Origin of the sequence: Actinomadura sp. NTSP31, from assembly GCF_041951385.1 — a bacterium.
Lineage (GTDB): Bacteria > Actinomycetota > Actinomycetes > Streptosporangiales > Streptosporangiaceae > Spirillospora > Spirillospora napierensis.
This window is the reverse complement of record NZ_JBGNUT010000002.1, coordinates 431,376-445,474: the sequence shown is the minus strand read 5'-3', so window position 1 is coordinate 445,474 and position 14,099 is coordinate 431,376. Positions and strand designations below refer to the sequence as shown.

The 14,099-nt window shown below is 74.9% G+C and carries 13 protein-coding genes; 7 read left to right on the top strand and 6 right to left on the bottom strand.

Translation table 11 applies throughout. The features are described from left to right. Positions 1 to 48: 48 nt before the first annotated feature. Complete coding sequence (locus tag ACA514_RS04835; protein ID WP_375039841.1) at positions 49 to 1,191, top strand: VWA domain-containing protein; 1,143 nt, start codon at positions 49 to 51, stop codon at positions 1,189 to 1,191. On the opposite strand, the gene ACA514_RS04830 is transcribed toward ACA514_RS04835, so the two are convergent. After that, entirely contained in the window at positions 1,192 to 2,988 is a 1,797-nt protein-coding gene (locus tag ACA514_RS04830) for a protein kinase (protein WP_375039755.1), read from the bottom strand. A 132-nt stretch (positions 2,989 to 3,120) separates the two neighbouring features. On the opposite strand from ACA514_RS04830, the gene ACA514_RS04825 reads away from it, so the two are divergent. The 3 genes from ACA514_RS04825 to ACA514_RS04815 are packed head-to-tail and all read left to right on the top strand — an operon-like array spanning position 3,121 to position 5,620. Further along, positions 3,121 to 4,194, top strand: a complete 1,074-nt coding sequence (locus ACA514_RS04825; RefSeq protein ID WP_375039754.1) for a DUF6777 domain-containing protein — start codon at positions 3,121 to 3,123, stop codon at positions 4,192 to 4,194. Positions 4,195 to 4,217: 23 nt separating this feature from the next. Next, complete coding sequence (locus ACA514_RS04820; protein WP_375039753.1) at positions 4,218 to 4,607, top strand: ArsR/SmtB family transcription factor; 390 nt, start codon at positions 4,218 to 4,220, stop codon at positions 4,605 to 4,607. Then, positions 4,604 to 5,620, top strand: coding sequence for a cation diffusion facilitator family transporter (locus tag ACA514_RS04815; protein ID WP_375039752.1), 1,017 nt, complete (start codon positions 4,604 to 4,606; stop codon positions 5,618 to 5,620). The genes ACA514_RS04820 and ACA514_RS04815 overlap by 4 nt, the downstream gene beginning before the upstream one ends. 4 nt (positions 5,621 to 5,624) lie before the next feature. Here the strand turns inward: ACA514_RS04815 and ACA514_RS04810 are convergent, their stop codons facing one another. After that, positions 5,625 to 6,533: an amidohydrolase family protein gene (locus ACA514_RS04810; protein ID WP_375039751.1), complete on the bottom strand. Its 909-nt coding sequence runs from the start codon at positions 6,531 to 6,533 to the stop codon at positions 5,625 to 5,627. A 17-nt stretch (positions 6,534 to 6,550) separates the two neighbouring features. Continuing rightward, positions 6,551 to 7,495 carry an alpha/beta hydrolase gene (locus ACA514_RS04805; RefSeq protein WP_375039750.1) on the bottom strand — a complete coding sequence of 315 codons (945 nt, stop codon included), beginning with the start codon at positions 7,493 to 7,495 and terminating at the stop codon, positions 6,551 to 6,553. A 164-nt stretch (positions 7,496 to 7,659) separates the two neighbouring features. Between ACA514_RS04805 and ACA514_RS04800 the strand changes: the two genes are divergently transcribed. Then, a complete protein-coding gene (locus tag ACA514_RS04800; protein ID WP_375039749.1) occupies positions 7,660 to 8,646 on the top strand; it encodes a diacylglycerol/lipid kinase family protein in 987 nt (328 codons plus the stop codon). A gap of 16 nt (positions 8,647 to 8,662) precedes the next feature. Here ACA514_RS04800 and ACA514_RS04795 read toward each other — a convergent pair whose 3' ends face one another. Both ACA514_RS04795 and ACA514_RS04790 read right to left on the bottom strand, forming a co-directional pair. Then, on the bottom strand, positions 8,663 to 9,220 hold the full coding sequence (locus ACA514_RS04795; RefSeq protein WP_375039748.1) for a PadR family transcriptional regulator: 558 nt from the start codon (positions 9,218 to 9,220) through the stop codon (positions 8,663 to 8,665). Positions 9,221 to 9,288: 68 nt separating this feature from the next. Continuing rightward, complete coding sequence (locus ACA514_RS04790) at positions 9,289 to 10,155, bottom strand: oxidoreductase (RefSeq protein ID WP_375039747.1); 867 nt, start codon at positions 10,153 to 10,155, stop codon at positions 9,289 to 9,291. 88 nt (positions 10,156 to 10,243) lie between these two features. Here ACA514_RS04790 and ACA514_RS04785 point away from each other — a divergent pair, with 88 nt between their 5' ends. Next, a complete protein-coding gene (locus tag ACA514_RS04785; protein ID WP_375039746.1) occupies positions 10,244 to 10,909 on the top strand; it encodes a DNA-binding response regulator in 666 nt (221 codons plus the stop codon). A 45-nt stretch (positions 10,910 to 10,954) separates the two neighbouring features. On the opposite strand, the gene ACA514_RS04780 is transcribed toward ACA514_RS04785, so the two are convergent. After that, on the bottom strand, positions 10,955 to 12,430 hold the full coding sequence (locus ACA514_RS04780; RefSeq protein ID WP_375039745.1) for a DUF4132 domain-containing protein: 1,476 nt from the start codon (positions 12,428 to 12,430) through the stop codon (positions 10,955 to 10,957). A 199-nt stretch (positions 12,431 to 12,629) separates the two neighbouring features. Here ACA514_RS04780 and ACA514_RS04775 point away from each other — a divergent pair, with 199 nt between their 5' ends. Continuing rightward, positions 12,630 to 14,087, top strand: a complete 1,458-nt coding sequence (locus ACA514_RS04775; RefSeq protein WP_375039744.1) for a flavin-containing monooxygenase — start codon at positions 12,630 to 12,632, stop codon at positions 14,085 to 14,087. Positions 14,088 to 14,099: the final 12 nt, after the last annotated feature.

Below are 14,099 nucleotides of genomic sequence, written 5' to 3'. Positions count from 1 at the left end.
CACGAAGGCGCCCCGGACGAGGGCGCCGCGGACGGCGACCGGGAGCGGATGCGGCGCTGGCGGCTGGTGCTCGGCGGCGAGCGCGCCGACGGCACCGGCGTGGGCCTGGCCGGCGACGACGCCCGGATGGACGCGGCGCTGGACAAGCTCTACGGGGCCGGGGACGCCGCCGGGGACCGGCCGCGCCCGGGCCGCCGCGGCGCCGGGCTCGGCGACTCCGCGCCGTCGGTCGCCCGCTGGCTCGGCGACATCCGCGCCTACTTCCCGTCCACGGTCGTCCAGGTGATGCAGAAGGACGCGATCGAGCGGCTCGACCTCACCCGGCTGCTGCTGGAGCCGGAGATGCTCGAGGCCGTCGAACCGGACGTGCACCTGGTCGGGACGCTGCTGTCGCTGAACAAGGTCATGCCGGACAAGGCCCGGGAGTCGGCGCGGGCCGTGGTCCGCAAGGTCGTCGGCGAGCTGGAGCGGCGGCTCGCCGAGCGCACCCGCTCGGCGGTCGGCGGCGCCCTCGACCGGTCCGCGCGGGTGCTGCGGCCGAAGCGGCTCGCGGACGTCGACTGGAACCGGACGGTCCGCGCCAACCTGCGGCACTACCTGCCCGAGCACGGCACGCTCGTGCCGGAGCGGATGATCGGGTACGGGCGGCGCCGGCAGGCCGTGCAGCGGGACGTGGTGCTCGCCGTCGACCAGAGCGGCTCGATGGCGGCGTCGGTGGTGTACGCCGGAGTGTTCGGCGCCGCGCTGGCCTCGATGCGGTCGCTGCGGACGTCGCTGGTGGTGTTCGACACCGCCGTCGTCGACCTCACCGACCAGCTCCACGACCCGGTCGAGGTGCTGTTCGGCACCCGGCTCGGCGGCGGCACCGACATCAACCGCGCCGTCGCGTACTGCCAGGGATTGATCTCCCGGCCGGGCGAGACGATCCTCGTGCTGATCAGCGACCTGTACGAGGGCGGCGCCCGGGACGAGATGCTGCAGCGCGTCGCGGCGCTGACGGCGGCGGGCGTGCAGGTCGTGGTGCTGCTGGCGCTGTCGGACGACGGCGCGCCGGGCTACGACCACGACAACGCGGCGGCCCTGGCGGCGCTCGGCGTCCCCGCGTTCGCCTGCACCCCCGACGCGTTCCCCGACCTGATGGCCGCCGCGATCGAGCGCCGCGACCTCAAGGAGTGGTCCGAACGCCGGTGATCACGAGGCCCACAGCCCCTGCGCGAGCAGGAGCACCACCAGGGCGGTGAGGGCCGCGTGCCCGGCGAGCGCGGCCGGCTGCACGCTGACCAGCGCGCCCCACGCCGCCCACATCGCGACCCGGGCGACCCGCGCCGCCAGCACCGTCCACGCCGCCGCCCGGCTGCCCCGCCACGCGACGATCACCGCGACCAGCGTGACGACCGCCAGCAGCGCGAACGAGGCGGCGACCACGGGCAGCAGCCCGCCGCGGTGCCCGGCGCTGAGCGCCGGCCGGGCGATCAGGATCGCGAGGGCGGCGACGTCCAGCACGGCGAGCAGCGCCGCCAGCAGCAGCCCGGTGACGACGCCCGGACCCCGCCGCAGCCGCCGGTACGTCCGCACCGGCACGCCCGGAGCCCCGGCCGGAGCCGGGAGCGTGCCCGCCCCCTGCCGGCCGGCGACCGGCACCGCGCTCCCCGCCGCCGGCCCCGGGTACGCGGCCCCCGCCCACGGCGGCTCCGGCGGCGAGCCGCCTCGTCCGGCGCCGGACATGGGCCGGCCGGCGTCGCGACCGGGTCCGCGTGTGGGCCCGCTCCAGGAGCCGTCGGTACGGCCGGGCGCGTACGCGGTCCTGGTCACGGGATCCGCGGCCTGATCGTGCCCCGTGCCAGGCCCACCCGGTGCCACCGCTCCGGGCGGGTACCCGCCGGGGTGCGCTTCGGCGGTCGGCGCGGCCGATGTGCCCGGCATCCCGGGCGCCCATCCCCCGGCAGGCCCGTCTGACGGGAAGGCGCCGTTCGACGCGAGGCCGGGCGGTGCGCCCGAGTCGTCCTGCACGGCGGGCGGTGATCCCGTGGCGGCGGGTGCGAATCCGGCGCCGGCGGGAGTGGTCCAGGTGGAGGTCGGGGGTTCGGGAAGCGCCCCCGTGGACGGCCCGGTGGACGGCCCGGCGGACGGCCCGGCGGGCAGGTCGAGGCGCGGGTGCGGCGGGTGCGCGCGGTCGCCGAGCAGGCGGAGCAGCACGTTCTCGGAGGTGGGCCTCGCCTTCGGGTCCTTGGCGAGGCAGGCCGCGGCGATCTCGGCGATCGGGCCCGGCAGCGCGCCGAGGTCGGGCGTCTCGTGCATGATCCGGTACATCACGGCGGGCAGCGCGCCGCCCGCGAACGGGTCGCGGCCGGTGGCGGCGAACAGCAGCGTGGCCGCCCAGGCGAACAGGTCGGTGGCCGGCGACACCCGGCCGGCGAACTGCTCCGGCGCCATGTAGGCGGGCGTGCCGACGACCTGGCTGGTCAGCGTGGCGCCGGCGTCGAACGCGCGGGCGATGCCGAAGTCGATCACGCGCGGGCCGTCCAGGCCCATCAGCACGTTCTGCGGCTTGAAGTCGCGGTGCACCACGCCCGCGCGGTGGATCGCGGTGAGCGCGGTGACCGTCCCGATGGCCAGCCGGTCCAGGCCGGCGCCGGTGCGCGGGCCCTGCTCCTGCACGAACTCGCGCAGCGAACGGCCCGGCACGTACTCGCTGACGATGTACGGGCGGTCGCCGTCCATGTCGGCGGCGAGCATCTGCGCGGTGCAGAACCCGGCGACCCGCCGCAGCAGCGCCAGCTCGCGGACGAACCGGGCGCGCGCGGCGTCGTTGCCGAGCAGCTGGGCGTGCAGCAGCTTCACGGCGACGCGCGACGGCGCGCCGGGGTCCGCGCCGGCGGGGCGGCCGAGGTAGACCACGCCCTGGCCGCCGGTGCCGAGCCGGCCGAGGATCTCGTAACCGCCGAGGCGGGTGGGATCGGCGGCGGTGAGGGGAAGCGGGCTCGCCATTGTGACCCCCGTCAGGTCCGCAATACCGGCCCCCGGCCGGCGCGAGAATTCTTTATCCTGCCGGGCACTAATCAGCGCCGCCCGGCATCCAAGAGTATAGGTTCGCAGAACCCGGAGCGGGAGAGACGACGCATGCCTGAGATCAATTCATTGATAAAGCGGGGGCGGGGCACGGCCGCGGCGGCCGCGGTGCTGGTGCTGGCGGCGGGGACGCTGGCGGGCTGCGGGGACGCGGGGGCGACGATCACCCGGCTGACCGTGGGCTCGCCCGGCCGCGACCCCTACACGCTGGTGTCGAACACGGACCGGACGGGCGTCGCGAAACGCCCGGCCCGGGGCGGGACCACGGACGGCGGGACGCCCGGCCTGTACGGCGGGACGCGCCTGGCGTCGAGCTGCGACCAGCGCAAGCTCATCGCGTTCCTGCAGGCCAACCCGGACAAGGCGCGCGCGTGGGCGGGGGTGGAGGGCATCCCGGTGAGCGACATCCCGCGGTATGTGTCGCGGCTGACGCCGGTGCTGCTGCGCACCGACACGCTGGTGACCAACCACGGCTACCGGGACGGACGGGCGACGAGCGGGGCCGCCGTCCTGCAGGCCGGAATGGGGGTTCTGGTCAATGGTTACGGCGTTCCCACGGTGAAGTGCAATTGCGGTAATCCGCTGACCCGGCCGGAAAACAAGATCAAAACTTCGCACGCGCGGTATCATGGCCAGAAGTGGCCGGGATTCGAGCAGAACAATGTGACGCGGATCCGGCCGCGGGATTCCCGGCTGGGAACGATCGTGGTCTTCGTCCTCGTCGACCCGGGCGGCTCGACGGGGTTCGAGCGGCCGCGCTCGACGACGGGACCCGACGACGGGCCGCCGATGCCGCCGCCGCCGGAGGAGACGGCGCCGCCGAGCGACTCGCCGGCGCCGACCGATTCGGGCGGCGGGTCTCCGGGCACGCTGCCTCCGGGGAGCGAGCCGCCGGACTCCGGGTCGCCGGGGCCGCAGACGCCCGGATCCGGGGAGCCGGGGCTGGAATCGCCGGGAACGGGCGTGTCTCCGGGCGTCGACCCCGGCACCGGCACGACGCCCGGTACGGGCGACGGCACCGGTGACGGCGGGACCGGCACCGGGACGCCCGGCGACGGGCAGCAGAGCCCGGTGATCTCCATGGCGCCGCCCACCGGACCGGAGGGGTCGCCCGCGGCCCTCTGAGCACTCCTGATACATTTGCTCATATGAGCAGTGCTTCAGATGTCGTCCCCGCGGAGGCGTGCGCCGTCCGGGTGGTCGACGCCGCGAAGGTCGCCGCCGTCTCCGCGTCGATGCCGGGCGCGGAGACGGTCGCGGAGCTGGCGCAGGTGTTCGGGCTGCTGTCCGACCCGGGCCGGCTCCGGGTGATCACCGCGCTGCTCGAGGGCGGGGAGATGTGCGTGTGCGACATCGCGGCGTCCTGCGGGCAGTCGGAGTCGTCGGTGTCGCACGCGCTGCGCCTGCTGCGCGCCAACCGCGTCGTCCGGGTCCGCCGGGCGGGCCGGATGGCCTACTACCGGCTGGACGACTCGCACGTCCGGATGCTGCTCGATCTCGCCCTCGCCCACGTCGGCCACGGGGAGGAGGGCCCATGACCGCGAAGCCGGGCAACGAGCCGGAGCAGGGCCACGGGCATGGACACGGCCACGGGCACGGCGTCTCCGCCGGCGCGGACCGCAGGCTGCTCGGCGGCGCGCTCGCGCTGATCCTCGCCTACATGGCGGGCGAGGTCGCGATCGGCCTGCTCGCCGGGTCGCTGGCCCTGCTGTCGGACGCCGCGCACATGCTCACCGACGCGTTCGCGATCGTGCTGGCGCTGGTCGCGATGCGGATCGCGGCCCGCCCGCCGCAGGGCGGCTTCACCTTCGGGATGCGCCGGGCCGAGATCCTGTCCGCGCAGCTCAACGGGCTGACGCTGATCCTGCTGGCGGCGTTCTTCGTCTACGAGGGCGTCCGGCGGCTGATCGGCCCGCCGGACGTCGACGGGCGGTTCGTGTTCTGGACGGCCCTCGCCGGCATCGTGGTGAACCTCGGCGCGAGCTGGCTGCTGAGCCGCGCGAACCGGACGAGCCTGAACGTGGAGGGCGCGTTCCAGCACATCCTGAACGACCTGTTCGCGTTCGTCTGCACCGCGATCGCGGGCCTGGTGGTGTGGACGACCGGGTTCGCCCGCGCCGACGCGATCGCCTCGCTGGTGGTGGCGGCGCTGATGCTGAAGGCCGGGTACGGGCTGCTGCGGGACGCGGGACGGGTGCTGATGGAGGCCGCCCCGGCGGGCATCGACCCGTCCGAGCTGGGCGCCCGGCTGGCGGAGCGGCCGTGCGTGGAGGAGGTCCACGACCTGCACGTCTGGGAGGTCGGGTCGGGCTATCCGGCGCTGTCGGCGCACGTGCTGGTGGACGCGAAGGGCGACTGCCACGCCGTCCGCCGCGACATGCAGGAGCTGCTGCGCGACGCGTACGGGATCACCCACACGACGCTGGAGGTCGACCACCTGGACGGCCCGTCCCGGCACGGCCACTGCGAGGACTCGCACGGCCCCCGGCACGTGGGCGACGCCGACCAGCCGCACCGGCACGCCGGCACCGCCCCCTGCGACCACTGGTGAGAGGTCACGAAAGCCCCGGCACCCGGGCCGTGAGACCGAACAGCGTGTCGGCGGCGCCCCAGCAGACGGCCCGCAGCCAGTCGTCGCCGAAGCCGAGGCCGGCCAGCGCCTCCAGCTGGTGGGCGTACTCGTAGGGGATGTTGGGGAAGTCGGTGCCGAGCAGGATCCGGCCCTGCAGGCCGAGGTCGCGGAGCCGGGGCAGGAGCGCGGCGGGGAACGCGCCCAGCCCGCCGAACCGGGTGAACGTCATGGTCGTGTCGAGGTGCACGCCGTCGTGGCGGTCGGCGAGGTCGAAGAAGCCGCCGAACTCGGGGGCGCCGAGGTGGGCGATGATCGCCGTGAGCCGGGGGTGGCGGGCGAGCACGCCGCCGAACGGCCCGGGCCCGGTGAACCCGTTCGGGACCGGGCCGGATCCGGCGTGCACGAGCGCGGGCACCCCGGCGTCGGCGAGGATGCCCCACACCTCCTCCAGCTCCTCGTCCCGGGGGTCGAACCCGCCGACCTGGAGGTGGACCTTGAACACGCGGGCACCGGACTCCAGGGCGCGCCGCACGTAGCCGGCGACGCCGGGCTCGGGGAAGAACGTCGCGGTCTGCAGGCATTCGGGGACGCGGCGGGCGAACTCGGCGCCCCACTCGTTCAGCGACTCGGCCATGCCGGGCCGGTGCGGGTACACCAGCGCGGTGAACGCGCGGACGCCGAGGCCGCGCAGGAACTCCAGCCGCTCCTTCTCCGAGTCGCGGTAGCGGATCGGCCATTCGGTGCCGATCAGCGGCCCGGCCTCGTCGAAGTAGGCCCAGACCGCGCTCATCAGCCGCGGCGGCATGAAGTGGACGTGCGCGTCGACGATGCCGGGGAGCCCGAGCGCCTGCCAGAACGCGGGGACCGCCGAATCCGAACGGGGTTCAGTCACGCCCCGACCCTAGCCGCTCAGCCGATCGCGCCCAGCAGGGCCGGCAGCGCGGCGCGCAGCTCGCGGCGCCAGTACGGCCAGGTGTGCGTGCCCCGGTAGAAGTGCGTGGAGATCGGGATGCCGAGCTTCTTGAGCTTGCCGGCGAACTCGCGGGAGACGGTGCCGGCGAGCGCCTCGACCACGTCGGTGCCGGCCGCGGACAGGCCGCGGTGGGGCACCCGGTCGAAGGGGCCGGGCCGCCCGTCGCCGGCGCTGACGTGCAGCCGGACGCCGGCGAGCCGGTCGGCGAGGTCGAACGGGTTGTGCTGCCGCCACACGACGCGCTGCTCGTCGGGGTCGCCCCACACGTCCGTCCAGTCGCGGGCGGGTTCGGCGATCGCGACGGCCAGCTCGACCAGGTCGGCGACGTCGAGGCCCCGCGGGTCGCGGTGCAGGGTGTGCACCGGCCCGCTGAGGGACGCCGCGGCGCGGAACAGGCCGCGGTGCCGGGCCGCGTAGGCGAGCGCGCCCATCCCGCCGGTCCCATTCCCGGCGACCGCGCGCTGCGTTCCGGCGCGGTATCCGCGTTCGAGTATCTGCCGCAGCTCGGCGAGATGGAACGTCTCCCACTTCGGCGACCCGCCGTCGCCGCGATTCCACCAGTCGGTGTAATTCCCGCAGCGGCCGCCGTCCGGCATGACCACGATCACCTCGGCGCCGCCGGCCAGCTCCTCGATGTCGCCGTGGTCGGTCCAGGTGGTGTGCCCGGCGCCGGCTCCGTGCAGCAGCCAGAGCACCGGCCACGTCCGGGCGGCGTCCCGTGACCAGCCCGGCGGCAGCAGCAGCCGGGCGTGCGCGGGCTCGGCGAGGACGGGCGAGCGGACCGCCAGGTCGAGGACCCGGCGGCGGGGCCGGTGCTCGCCGACCACGGTCGCGCCGTCGTCGGCGGGTGCTGCGGACGGGGCGGCGCCCCCGGTGGCCATGGACATATTTTCCGCCCCGGTCATTCAGCTGTGGTTCACCGGTAATGTCCCCACTTCCAGCCATGTTTCAACTCGAAGTAATGGGTTTATAAAGCAGCGGACCCGGACTGCCCGGGGGCCGCCGGGTAGGGTGGCGCGAACGAGTGGAGGGCGACCGAGTCGAGATGCGGAGCAAAGCGGAGCTGGAGTCGGCGATCGGCAAGGGCGGCCGCGCGGTACTGGTGATCAACTCGCGGTCCCGGCGGGGCCGCCGGCTGTACGGCCGGGCGCGCCGCCTGCTGGACGAGGCCGGGATCGCCTTCACCCAGGTGTTCCCGGTGACCGATCCGACCCGGCTGCGCGAGCTGTTCGGCGACGTGCTGGCCCTGGAGCCCGACCTGGTCGTGGTCGGCGGCGGGGACGGGACGGTCGCCGAGGCCGTCGGCCACCTCGCGCACCGCGACATCGCGCTCGGGGTGCTGCCGCTCGGCACCACCAACAACTTCGCGCGCAGCCTGGAGCTCCCGCTGGACCTGCCCGGCGCGGTCGCGACCGTGGCGCTGGGCGGGCCGGGCGGCGGGAAGGTCGCCGACGTCGACGTCGGCTGGTTCGAGAGCACCGGCGACCCGCAGGGCGAGGGGCCGGGCGCCGACCGCGAGCACATCTTCGCCAACATGGTCAGCCTCGGCCTGTCGGTGCAGGTCGCCGGGCGCGTCCCGCACCTGCTGAAGCGGTTCCTGGGCCGCCCCGCGTACGCGCTGACGGCGGCCGGGCTGCTGCCCCGGCACGAGGCGTTCACCGCCCGCATCACGGTCGGCGGGGAGACCAGCACCGTCCGGACCCACCAGCTGAACATCGCGAACGGCGCGCACCACAGCGGGCAGCGGATCGCCCGCGACGCCAGCCCCGACGACCGGCTGCTGGCCGTCTACCGGCTCGGCGACGAGCGGCGGCTGCGGCTGGCGTCGGCGACGGCCCGGCACGTGCTGACCGGCCCGTGGCGGAGCCTGGACGAGGACGCGTTCCTCACCACCCCGCGCGTGGAGATCGAGACCGATCCGCCGATGCGGGTGGACGTGGACGGCGAGGTCCGCGGCCGGACGCCGGTGACGATCCGGCTGCACGGCAACGCGCTGCGCGTGATCGTCCCGCGGACGTTCGACGACACCTGATCCGTGCGGAGGCGGGCTAGCGCTCGTCGGCCATGACGTAGTCGCCGGCCTCCAGCCGCTCGATGAGGCCGCGCGTCCACCGCACGGCCGAGTCGGCGGAGTGCACCCACCAGCCGAGCAGCTCGTGCAGGTGCGCGGGGTCCGCCGGCGCCTCGTACAGCGGCATGACGTTGGCGCGCCGCGCGGCCAGGCCGTCCAGCCGCTGCCGGAGCAGCTCGATCGCCTCCGGGCGGGTCAGCTCGGCCAGGAAGGCGAGCCCGGCCGTCAGCATCTCCGGGTGCCGGACGTCCACCGTCGAGATCGCGCAGCGCAGCAGCCGGAAGAACTCCTCGCGGCCCGCGTCGGTGATCTCGTAGTCGGTGTGCGGCGGCCCGGCGTCGCTCTCCTCCACGTCGTGCGCGAGCAGCAGGCCCTCCTTGGCCAGCTGCCGCAGCGCGTGGTAGATCGAACCCGGGTTCACGTGGGCCCACTCGTCCGAGCCCCAGGAGATCAGCTCCCGGCGGACCTCGTACCCGTGGGCACTGCCGAACCGCCGCACCCCGCCGAGGACCAGCAGCCGCGTCGCCGACATCATCACCCTTCCTGAACGAGCCGACGTTCAGGGTAGAGCGTGCGCGGAGCCGGCGGCGCCGCGGGCACCGGCTAGCCGCGCAGCGCGGCCAGGTCCTCGGCGGTGAGGCGCAGGCCCGCGGCGGCCATGTTCTCCTCCAGATGGGCGGGGGAGCCGGTGCCGGGGATGGCCAGCATCACCGGGGACAGGGCGAGCAGGCCCGCCAGCAGCACCTGCGGGACGGTGGCGCCGTGCCGGGCGGCGACCGCCTTGACGCGGTCGTCGTCGGGGATGCCGAACCCGCCGAGCGGGAAGTACGGGGCGTAGCCGATGCCGTCGCGCTCGCAGGTCTCCAGCATCGCGGTGTCCGCCGGCCGGGTGATGTCGAACCTGTTCTGGACCGCCGCGACGGGCGCGATGCCGCGGGCCTCGGCGAGCTGGGCGGCGGTGATGTGGCTCACCCCGAGATGCCGGATGAGCCCCTCCTCGCGGAGCCCGGCGAGGATCTCGAACCGCTCGCCGATCGGCTCGTCGTCCGGCTCCTGCACGTTGCCCACCCGCAGGTACACCAGGTCGAGGCTGTCGCGGCCCAGCTCGCGCAGGTTGCGCTCCACCTCGGCGCGCAGTCCGGACGCGGGGAGCTGGCCGGTCGGGTGCAGGTCGTCCGGCCCCCGGGACGGGCCGACCTTCGTCGCGATGACGAGGCCGTCGGGGTAGGGCGACAGGGCCGTGCGGATCAGCTCGTTCGCCGCCAGGCCGGACTGGTGGTAGTAGAACGCGGCGGTGTCGATGTGGTCGGCGCCCAGCTCGACGGCGCGGCGCAGCACCCGCAGGGCCGTGTCGCGGTCGTTGGCGGGGCCGCCCAGGGTGCTGACGGGCAGCCGCATCGCGCCGAAGCCCATCCGCTTGACCCGCAGGTCGCCGCCGATGTCGAAGTGATCGTTGGTCGGTGTCGTCATGCGTCCCACTGTGCTGCGGCGATGCGGGCCCGGCGATCCGGTGGCAGCTTGCTGCCAGCCCCCGTCCCGCGTGGCAGACTTGGTGGTGATGACGGTGGACATGGACCGGAACGTGGTCCTGCGCGGCGAGCGGGAGCTGACCGAGCGGGCGTGGCGGCTGTTCCTGGCGCGCGAGGAGTTCGTGTGCGCCGCGACGGACCGGAAGACCTGGGCGATGCCCGGCGCGCGGGAGGCGATCGTGGCCGGCCGGCACCGGACCGCGCCCGGCGTCGCCACCTACAAGCTGTACAACCCGGCCGCGCTCGCCGACGAGGAGTCCGAGCGGGAGCTGATCGGGCTCGCCGGGGCCGGGGTGCGGGTGCGGATCTGCACGACGCCGCTGCCGCACGAGACGATCATCGTCGACCGCCGGACCGCGATCCTCGCCGGGCCGCCGGAGCAGGGCGTGCGCGAGTACACCGTCGTCCGGTCGCCGAGCGTGGTGAAGGGCGTGGTGTCGCTGTTCTGGGCGACCTGGGAGACCTCCGCCGACCTCGCCGACTACCGGCGCGAGCGGCCGCCCGCCCTCAGTGGGGAGAGCCGGCACATCCTGCGGCTGCTCGCCGGCGGGCTGAAGGACGAGGCCGCCGCCCGGCAGCTCGGCATGTCGCTGCGCACCTACCGGCGCCGGGTCGCCGAGATCCTCACGCTGCTGGACGCCGGGTCGCGGTTCCAGGCCGGCCTGCGCGCCCAGGAGTTCGGCCTGCTGGGCTGACCGGCCGCCTGCCGGTCGCGGCTTCGGCACGGAACGCCACGGCGATCATCGGGCGCCTCCCTTGATCCGGGCGAGGACGGACTCGTCGGCGATCCTGTGGTCGGCGGCGAGCAGCACCGCCTTGCTGACGATCAGCGACAGCCGCTCGTCCTCGAACGGCAGGAACAGCCCGGACTGCCCGACGCGGCGGGACGGCACCACGCGCAGCCGCGCGCCGTCCGGGTCCATCCGCACGTGCGCGGTGCCGAGGTGGATCCGGTAGGTGCGCAGCTCGCCCCGGACGACCAGGAAGCGGCCGTCCAGCGAGCACCGGCCGGCGATCCTCGTGCGGGGCAGGACGCGCTCCAGCACGGCCCGCCGCACCTCGGCGGCGGCGCCCGGCCGCCCGAACGCCGCCTCCCGGCGGTAGTGCAGGTGATGGCGGTCCTCGCCGTCCGGCCAGTCGGGGTCGGCGGCGATCGAGGCGCCGTCCACGAACAGCCCGACGTCCCGCATCGCCTCGCTGAACACCAGCGGCGGCGCGTCCGCGAGCCCCGCGCGGCTCCAGTGCCGGCGGTCCCGGTGCTCGAACCGCACCTCCCCGGTGATCACGTGCTCGGGCTGCCCGGCGGCGTCGGCGGGGTCGTAGCGCAGCACCGCGCGCCAGCCGCCGCCGAGGACGCGCCGCGCGGCCGGCTGGAGGCCGCCGTGCGGCCGGCCCCGGTGGTCGGGGCGCCAGCCGCGGTCCCGGAACAGCTCCCGCAGCCGCGCGTACCGGACGATGTGCCCCGCGAACCGGTCGGACCGCGCCGCCCCCGCCTCGTCCGGGTCGAGGACGCACACCTCGCGGAACGCCTGCCTGAAGGCCTGCACCATCCGGTTGTCGATCACGAAGTCGCGCCAGGCCCGCACCGCGGCGGGCCGGGCCCGCGCCGGATGCCACAGCCGCACCCGCGCGCCGTCCGCCGGGACGGGCAGCGCCCGCCCGTCCACCGTCACCAGGACGCTCTCCCCCGGCGTCGCCGCGTGCCAGATCCCGTCCGGGTCCTGGAACTCCCAGATCAGGCCGCGGGCCACGGCGCCGCTGACCGGATGGTCGAGCCACTCCCGCCGCCACGGGCCGTGCCGCCAGGCCCGCTCGTCCGCCATCAGCGCCTCGGCGCGGGCCCGCTCGCCGGCGAGGGTGCCGCGCACGTCCTTCGCGAGCGCCTTCAGCTCCCTGACCTCCGCGGCGTGCGGGACCTTGAGGGCGCCGGGGACGGTCGGCAGCGGGTACCCGTCCGCGCCGACATAGGCCAGCCGCACGGTCAGCGGGTCCTCGATCATGAGGACGGCCTGGTACCCGCCGACGTCGCGGGCGAGGGACCCGTCCCGGCCGAGGCCGTGCGCGGGCACGTCGCCACCGCCCGGCGCGCCGTCGTCGCGGGGCGGGTCCGTCTCGGGCGCGGTCCACGTCGCCGCGGGCCGCCTCCTCGCGGGCCGCTTGCGGGCGGGCCAGGGGCCGTCGAGCGCGGTCAGGTGCGCCCGGAGGTCGTCGAGCATGTCGTGATCTTGGCAGATTCGCGCGCCGGAACCGGGCCGTTCGGTAAGGATCATCGGCTGGGTGGCGGCTGGCGCGGGATCGTCTCGCCGGTGCCCCCGGCATCCGGGCGGGCAGAACCGGCGATGCGGCGTCTGGTCAGTGACCTTGGGGTCACCTACGCTCGGGGAGACCGGGACAGAACGAGATTCGGGACGGCCCATGGCGCACAGCGTGGTGATCATCGGAAGCGGTTTCGGCGGCATCGGGATGGCGATCCGGCTGCGGCGGGCCGGCGTGCACGACGTCGTGATCCTGGAGAAGGCCGACGGCCTCGGCGGGACGTGGCGCGACAACACCTACCCGGGCGCCGCCTGCGACGTCCCCTCCCACCTGTACTCCTTCTCCTTCGAGCGCAAGACCGACTGGACGCGCCGGTTCCCGCCGCAGCCGGAGATCCTCGACTACCTGCGGCACTGCGCGCGCAAGTACGGCGTCCTCGACCGCATCCGGTTCGGCACGGAGGTCACCGAGGCGCGCTTCGACGAGGACGCGGCGCTGTGGCGGGTGTCCACCACGACCGGCGAGCTGGACGCGCGGGTCCTGGTGTCGGCGTGCGGGCAGCTGAACCGGCCCGCGCTGCCGCCGGTCGAGGGCCGCGAGTCGTTCGCCGGGACGAGCTTCCACTCCTCCCGCTGGGACCACGGCACCGACCTGCGCGGCAGGCGCGTCGCGCTGGTCGGGACGGGCGCGAGCGCGATCCAGATCGTCCCGGAGATCGCGGCGGAGGCGGCGGAGCTGCGGCTGTTCCAGCGCTCCGCGCCCTACGTGGTCGACAAGCCGGACCGGCCGTACCGGGCGTGGGAGAAGTCCGTCCTGAAGGCGGTGCCCGGCGCGTACGCGCTGAGCCGCGCCCGGATCTACGCGATGTTCGAGTCGCGCGCCCTCGGCTTCGTGAAGTACCCGAAGCTGATGGGGCTCATGGAGAAGGGGTTCCGCAAGCACCTGGAGGAGCAGGTCGCCGACCCGGCGCTGCGCGGCCGGCTCGTCCCCGGGTACCGGATGGGATGCAAGCGGATCCTGCTGTCCGACACCTACTATCCGGCGCTGGGCAGGCCGAACGTCGACCTGATCACCGACCCGATCGAGCGCGTCACGCCGTCCGGCGTCGCGACGGCGCGCGCGCACTACGACGTGGACGTGATCGTGTACGCGACCGGGTTCCAGTCCACCGACTTCCTGTCCCCCATGAAGATCGTCGGGCGGGACGGGCTGGAGCTGAACGAGGCGTGGCGGGACGGCGCGCAGGCGCATCTCGGCATCACCGTCAGCGGCTTCCCCAACCTGTTCCTGCTGTACGGCCCGTACACCAACCTCGGCCACAACTCGATCATCTACATGCTGGAGTCGCAGTTCCGGTACGTGCTGGGCTGCGTGGAGGCGCTCCGCCGGCACGGCCTGGCCTGGATCGACGTGAAGCCCGACGTGCAGGACGCGTTCACCCGCGAGATGCGGGAGCGGCTGCGCTCGACGGTGTGGGAGGCGGGCTGCCAGAGCTGGTACATGACCGCGGACGGCAAGGTCGTCAACAACTGGCCCGGCTTCACCTTCGCCTACCGCAACGCCACCCGCCGCCCCGACCCGCGCCATTTCACAGCGCGCCGTGCTACCGCCCGGTAGCCGCCGGGTCCT

Bases quoted from the DNA above. Each gene is read 5' to 3' on its own strand.
- ACA514_RS04835 (WP_375039841.1), top strand. From the start codon at position 49: ATGCGGCGCTGGCGGCTGGTGCTCGGCGGCGAGCGCGCCGACGGCACC.
- ACA514_RS04815 (WP_375039752.1), top strand. From the start codon at position 4,604: ATGACCGCGAAGCCGGGCAACGAGCCGGAGCAGGGCCACGGGCATGGA.
- ACA514_RS04800 (WP_375039749.1), top strand. From the start codon at position 7,660: ATGCGGAGCAAAGCGGAGCTGGAGTCGGCGATCGGCAAGGGCGGCCGC.
- ACA514_RS04795 (WP_375039748.1), bottom strand. From the start codon at position 9,220: ATGATGTCGGCGACGCGGCTGCTGGTCCTCGGCGGGGTGCGGCGGTTC.
- ACA514_RS04830 (WP_375039755.1), bottom strand. From the start codon at position 2,988: ATGGCGAGCCCGCTTCCCCTCACCGCCGCCGATCCCACCCGCCTCGGC.
- ACA514_RS04785 (WP_375039746.1), top strand. From the start codon at position 10,244: ATGACGGTGGACATGGACCGGAACGTGGTCCTGCGCGGCGAGCGGGAG.
- ACA514_RS04790 (WP_375039747.1), bottom strand. From the start codon at position 10,155: ATGACGACACCGACCAACGATCACTTCGACATCGGCGGCGACCTGCGG.
- ACA514_RS04820 (WP_375039753.1), top strand. From the start codon at position 4,218: ATGAGCAGTGCTTCAGATGTCGTCCCCGCGGAGGCGTGCGCCGTCCGG.
- ACA514_RS04780 (WP_375039745.1), bottom strand. From the start codon at position 12,430: ATGCTCGACGACCTCCGGGCGCACCTGACCGCGCTCGACGGCCCCTGG.
- ACA514_RS04805 (WP_375039750.1), bottom strand. From the start codon at position 7,495: ATGGCCACCGGGGGCGCCGCCCCGTCCGCAGCACCCGCCGACGACGGC.
- ACA514_RS04825 (WP_375039754.1), top strand. From the start codon at position 3,121: ATGCCTGAGATCAATTCATTGATAAAGCGGGGGCGGGGCACGGCCGCG.
- ACA514_RS04775 (WP_375039744.1), top strand. From the start codon at position 12,630: ATGGCGCACAGCGTGGTGATCATCGGAAGCGGTTTCGGCGGCATCGGG.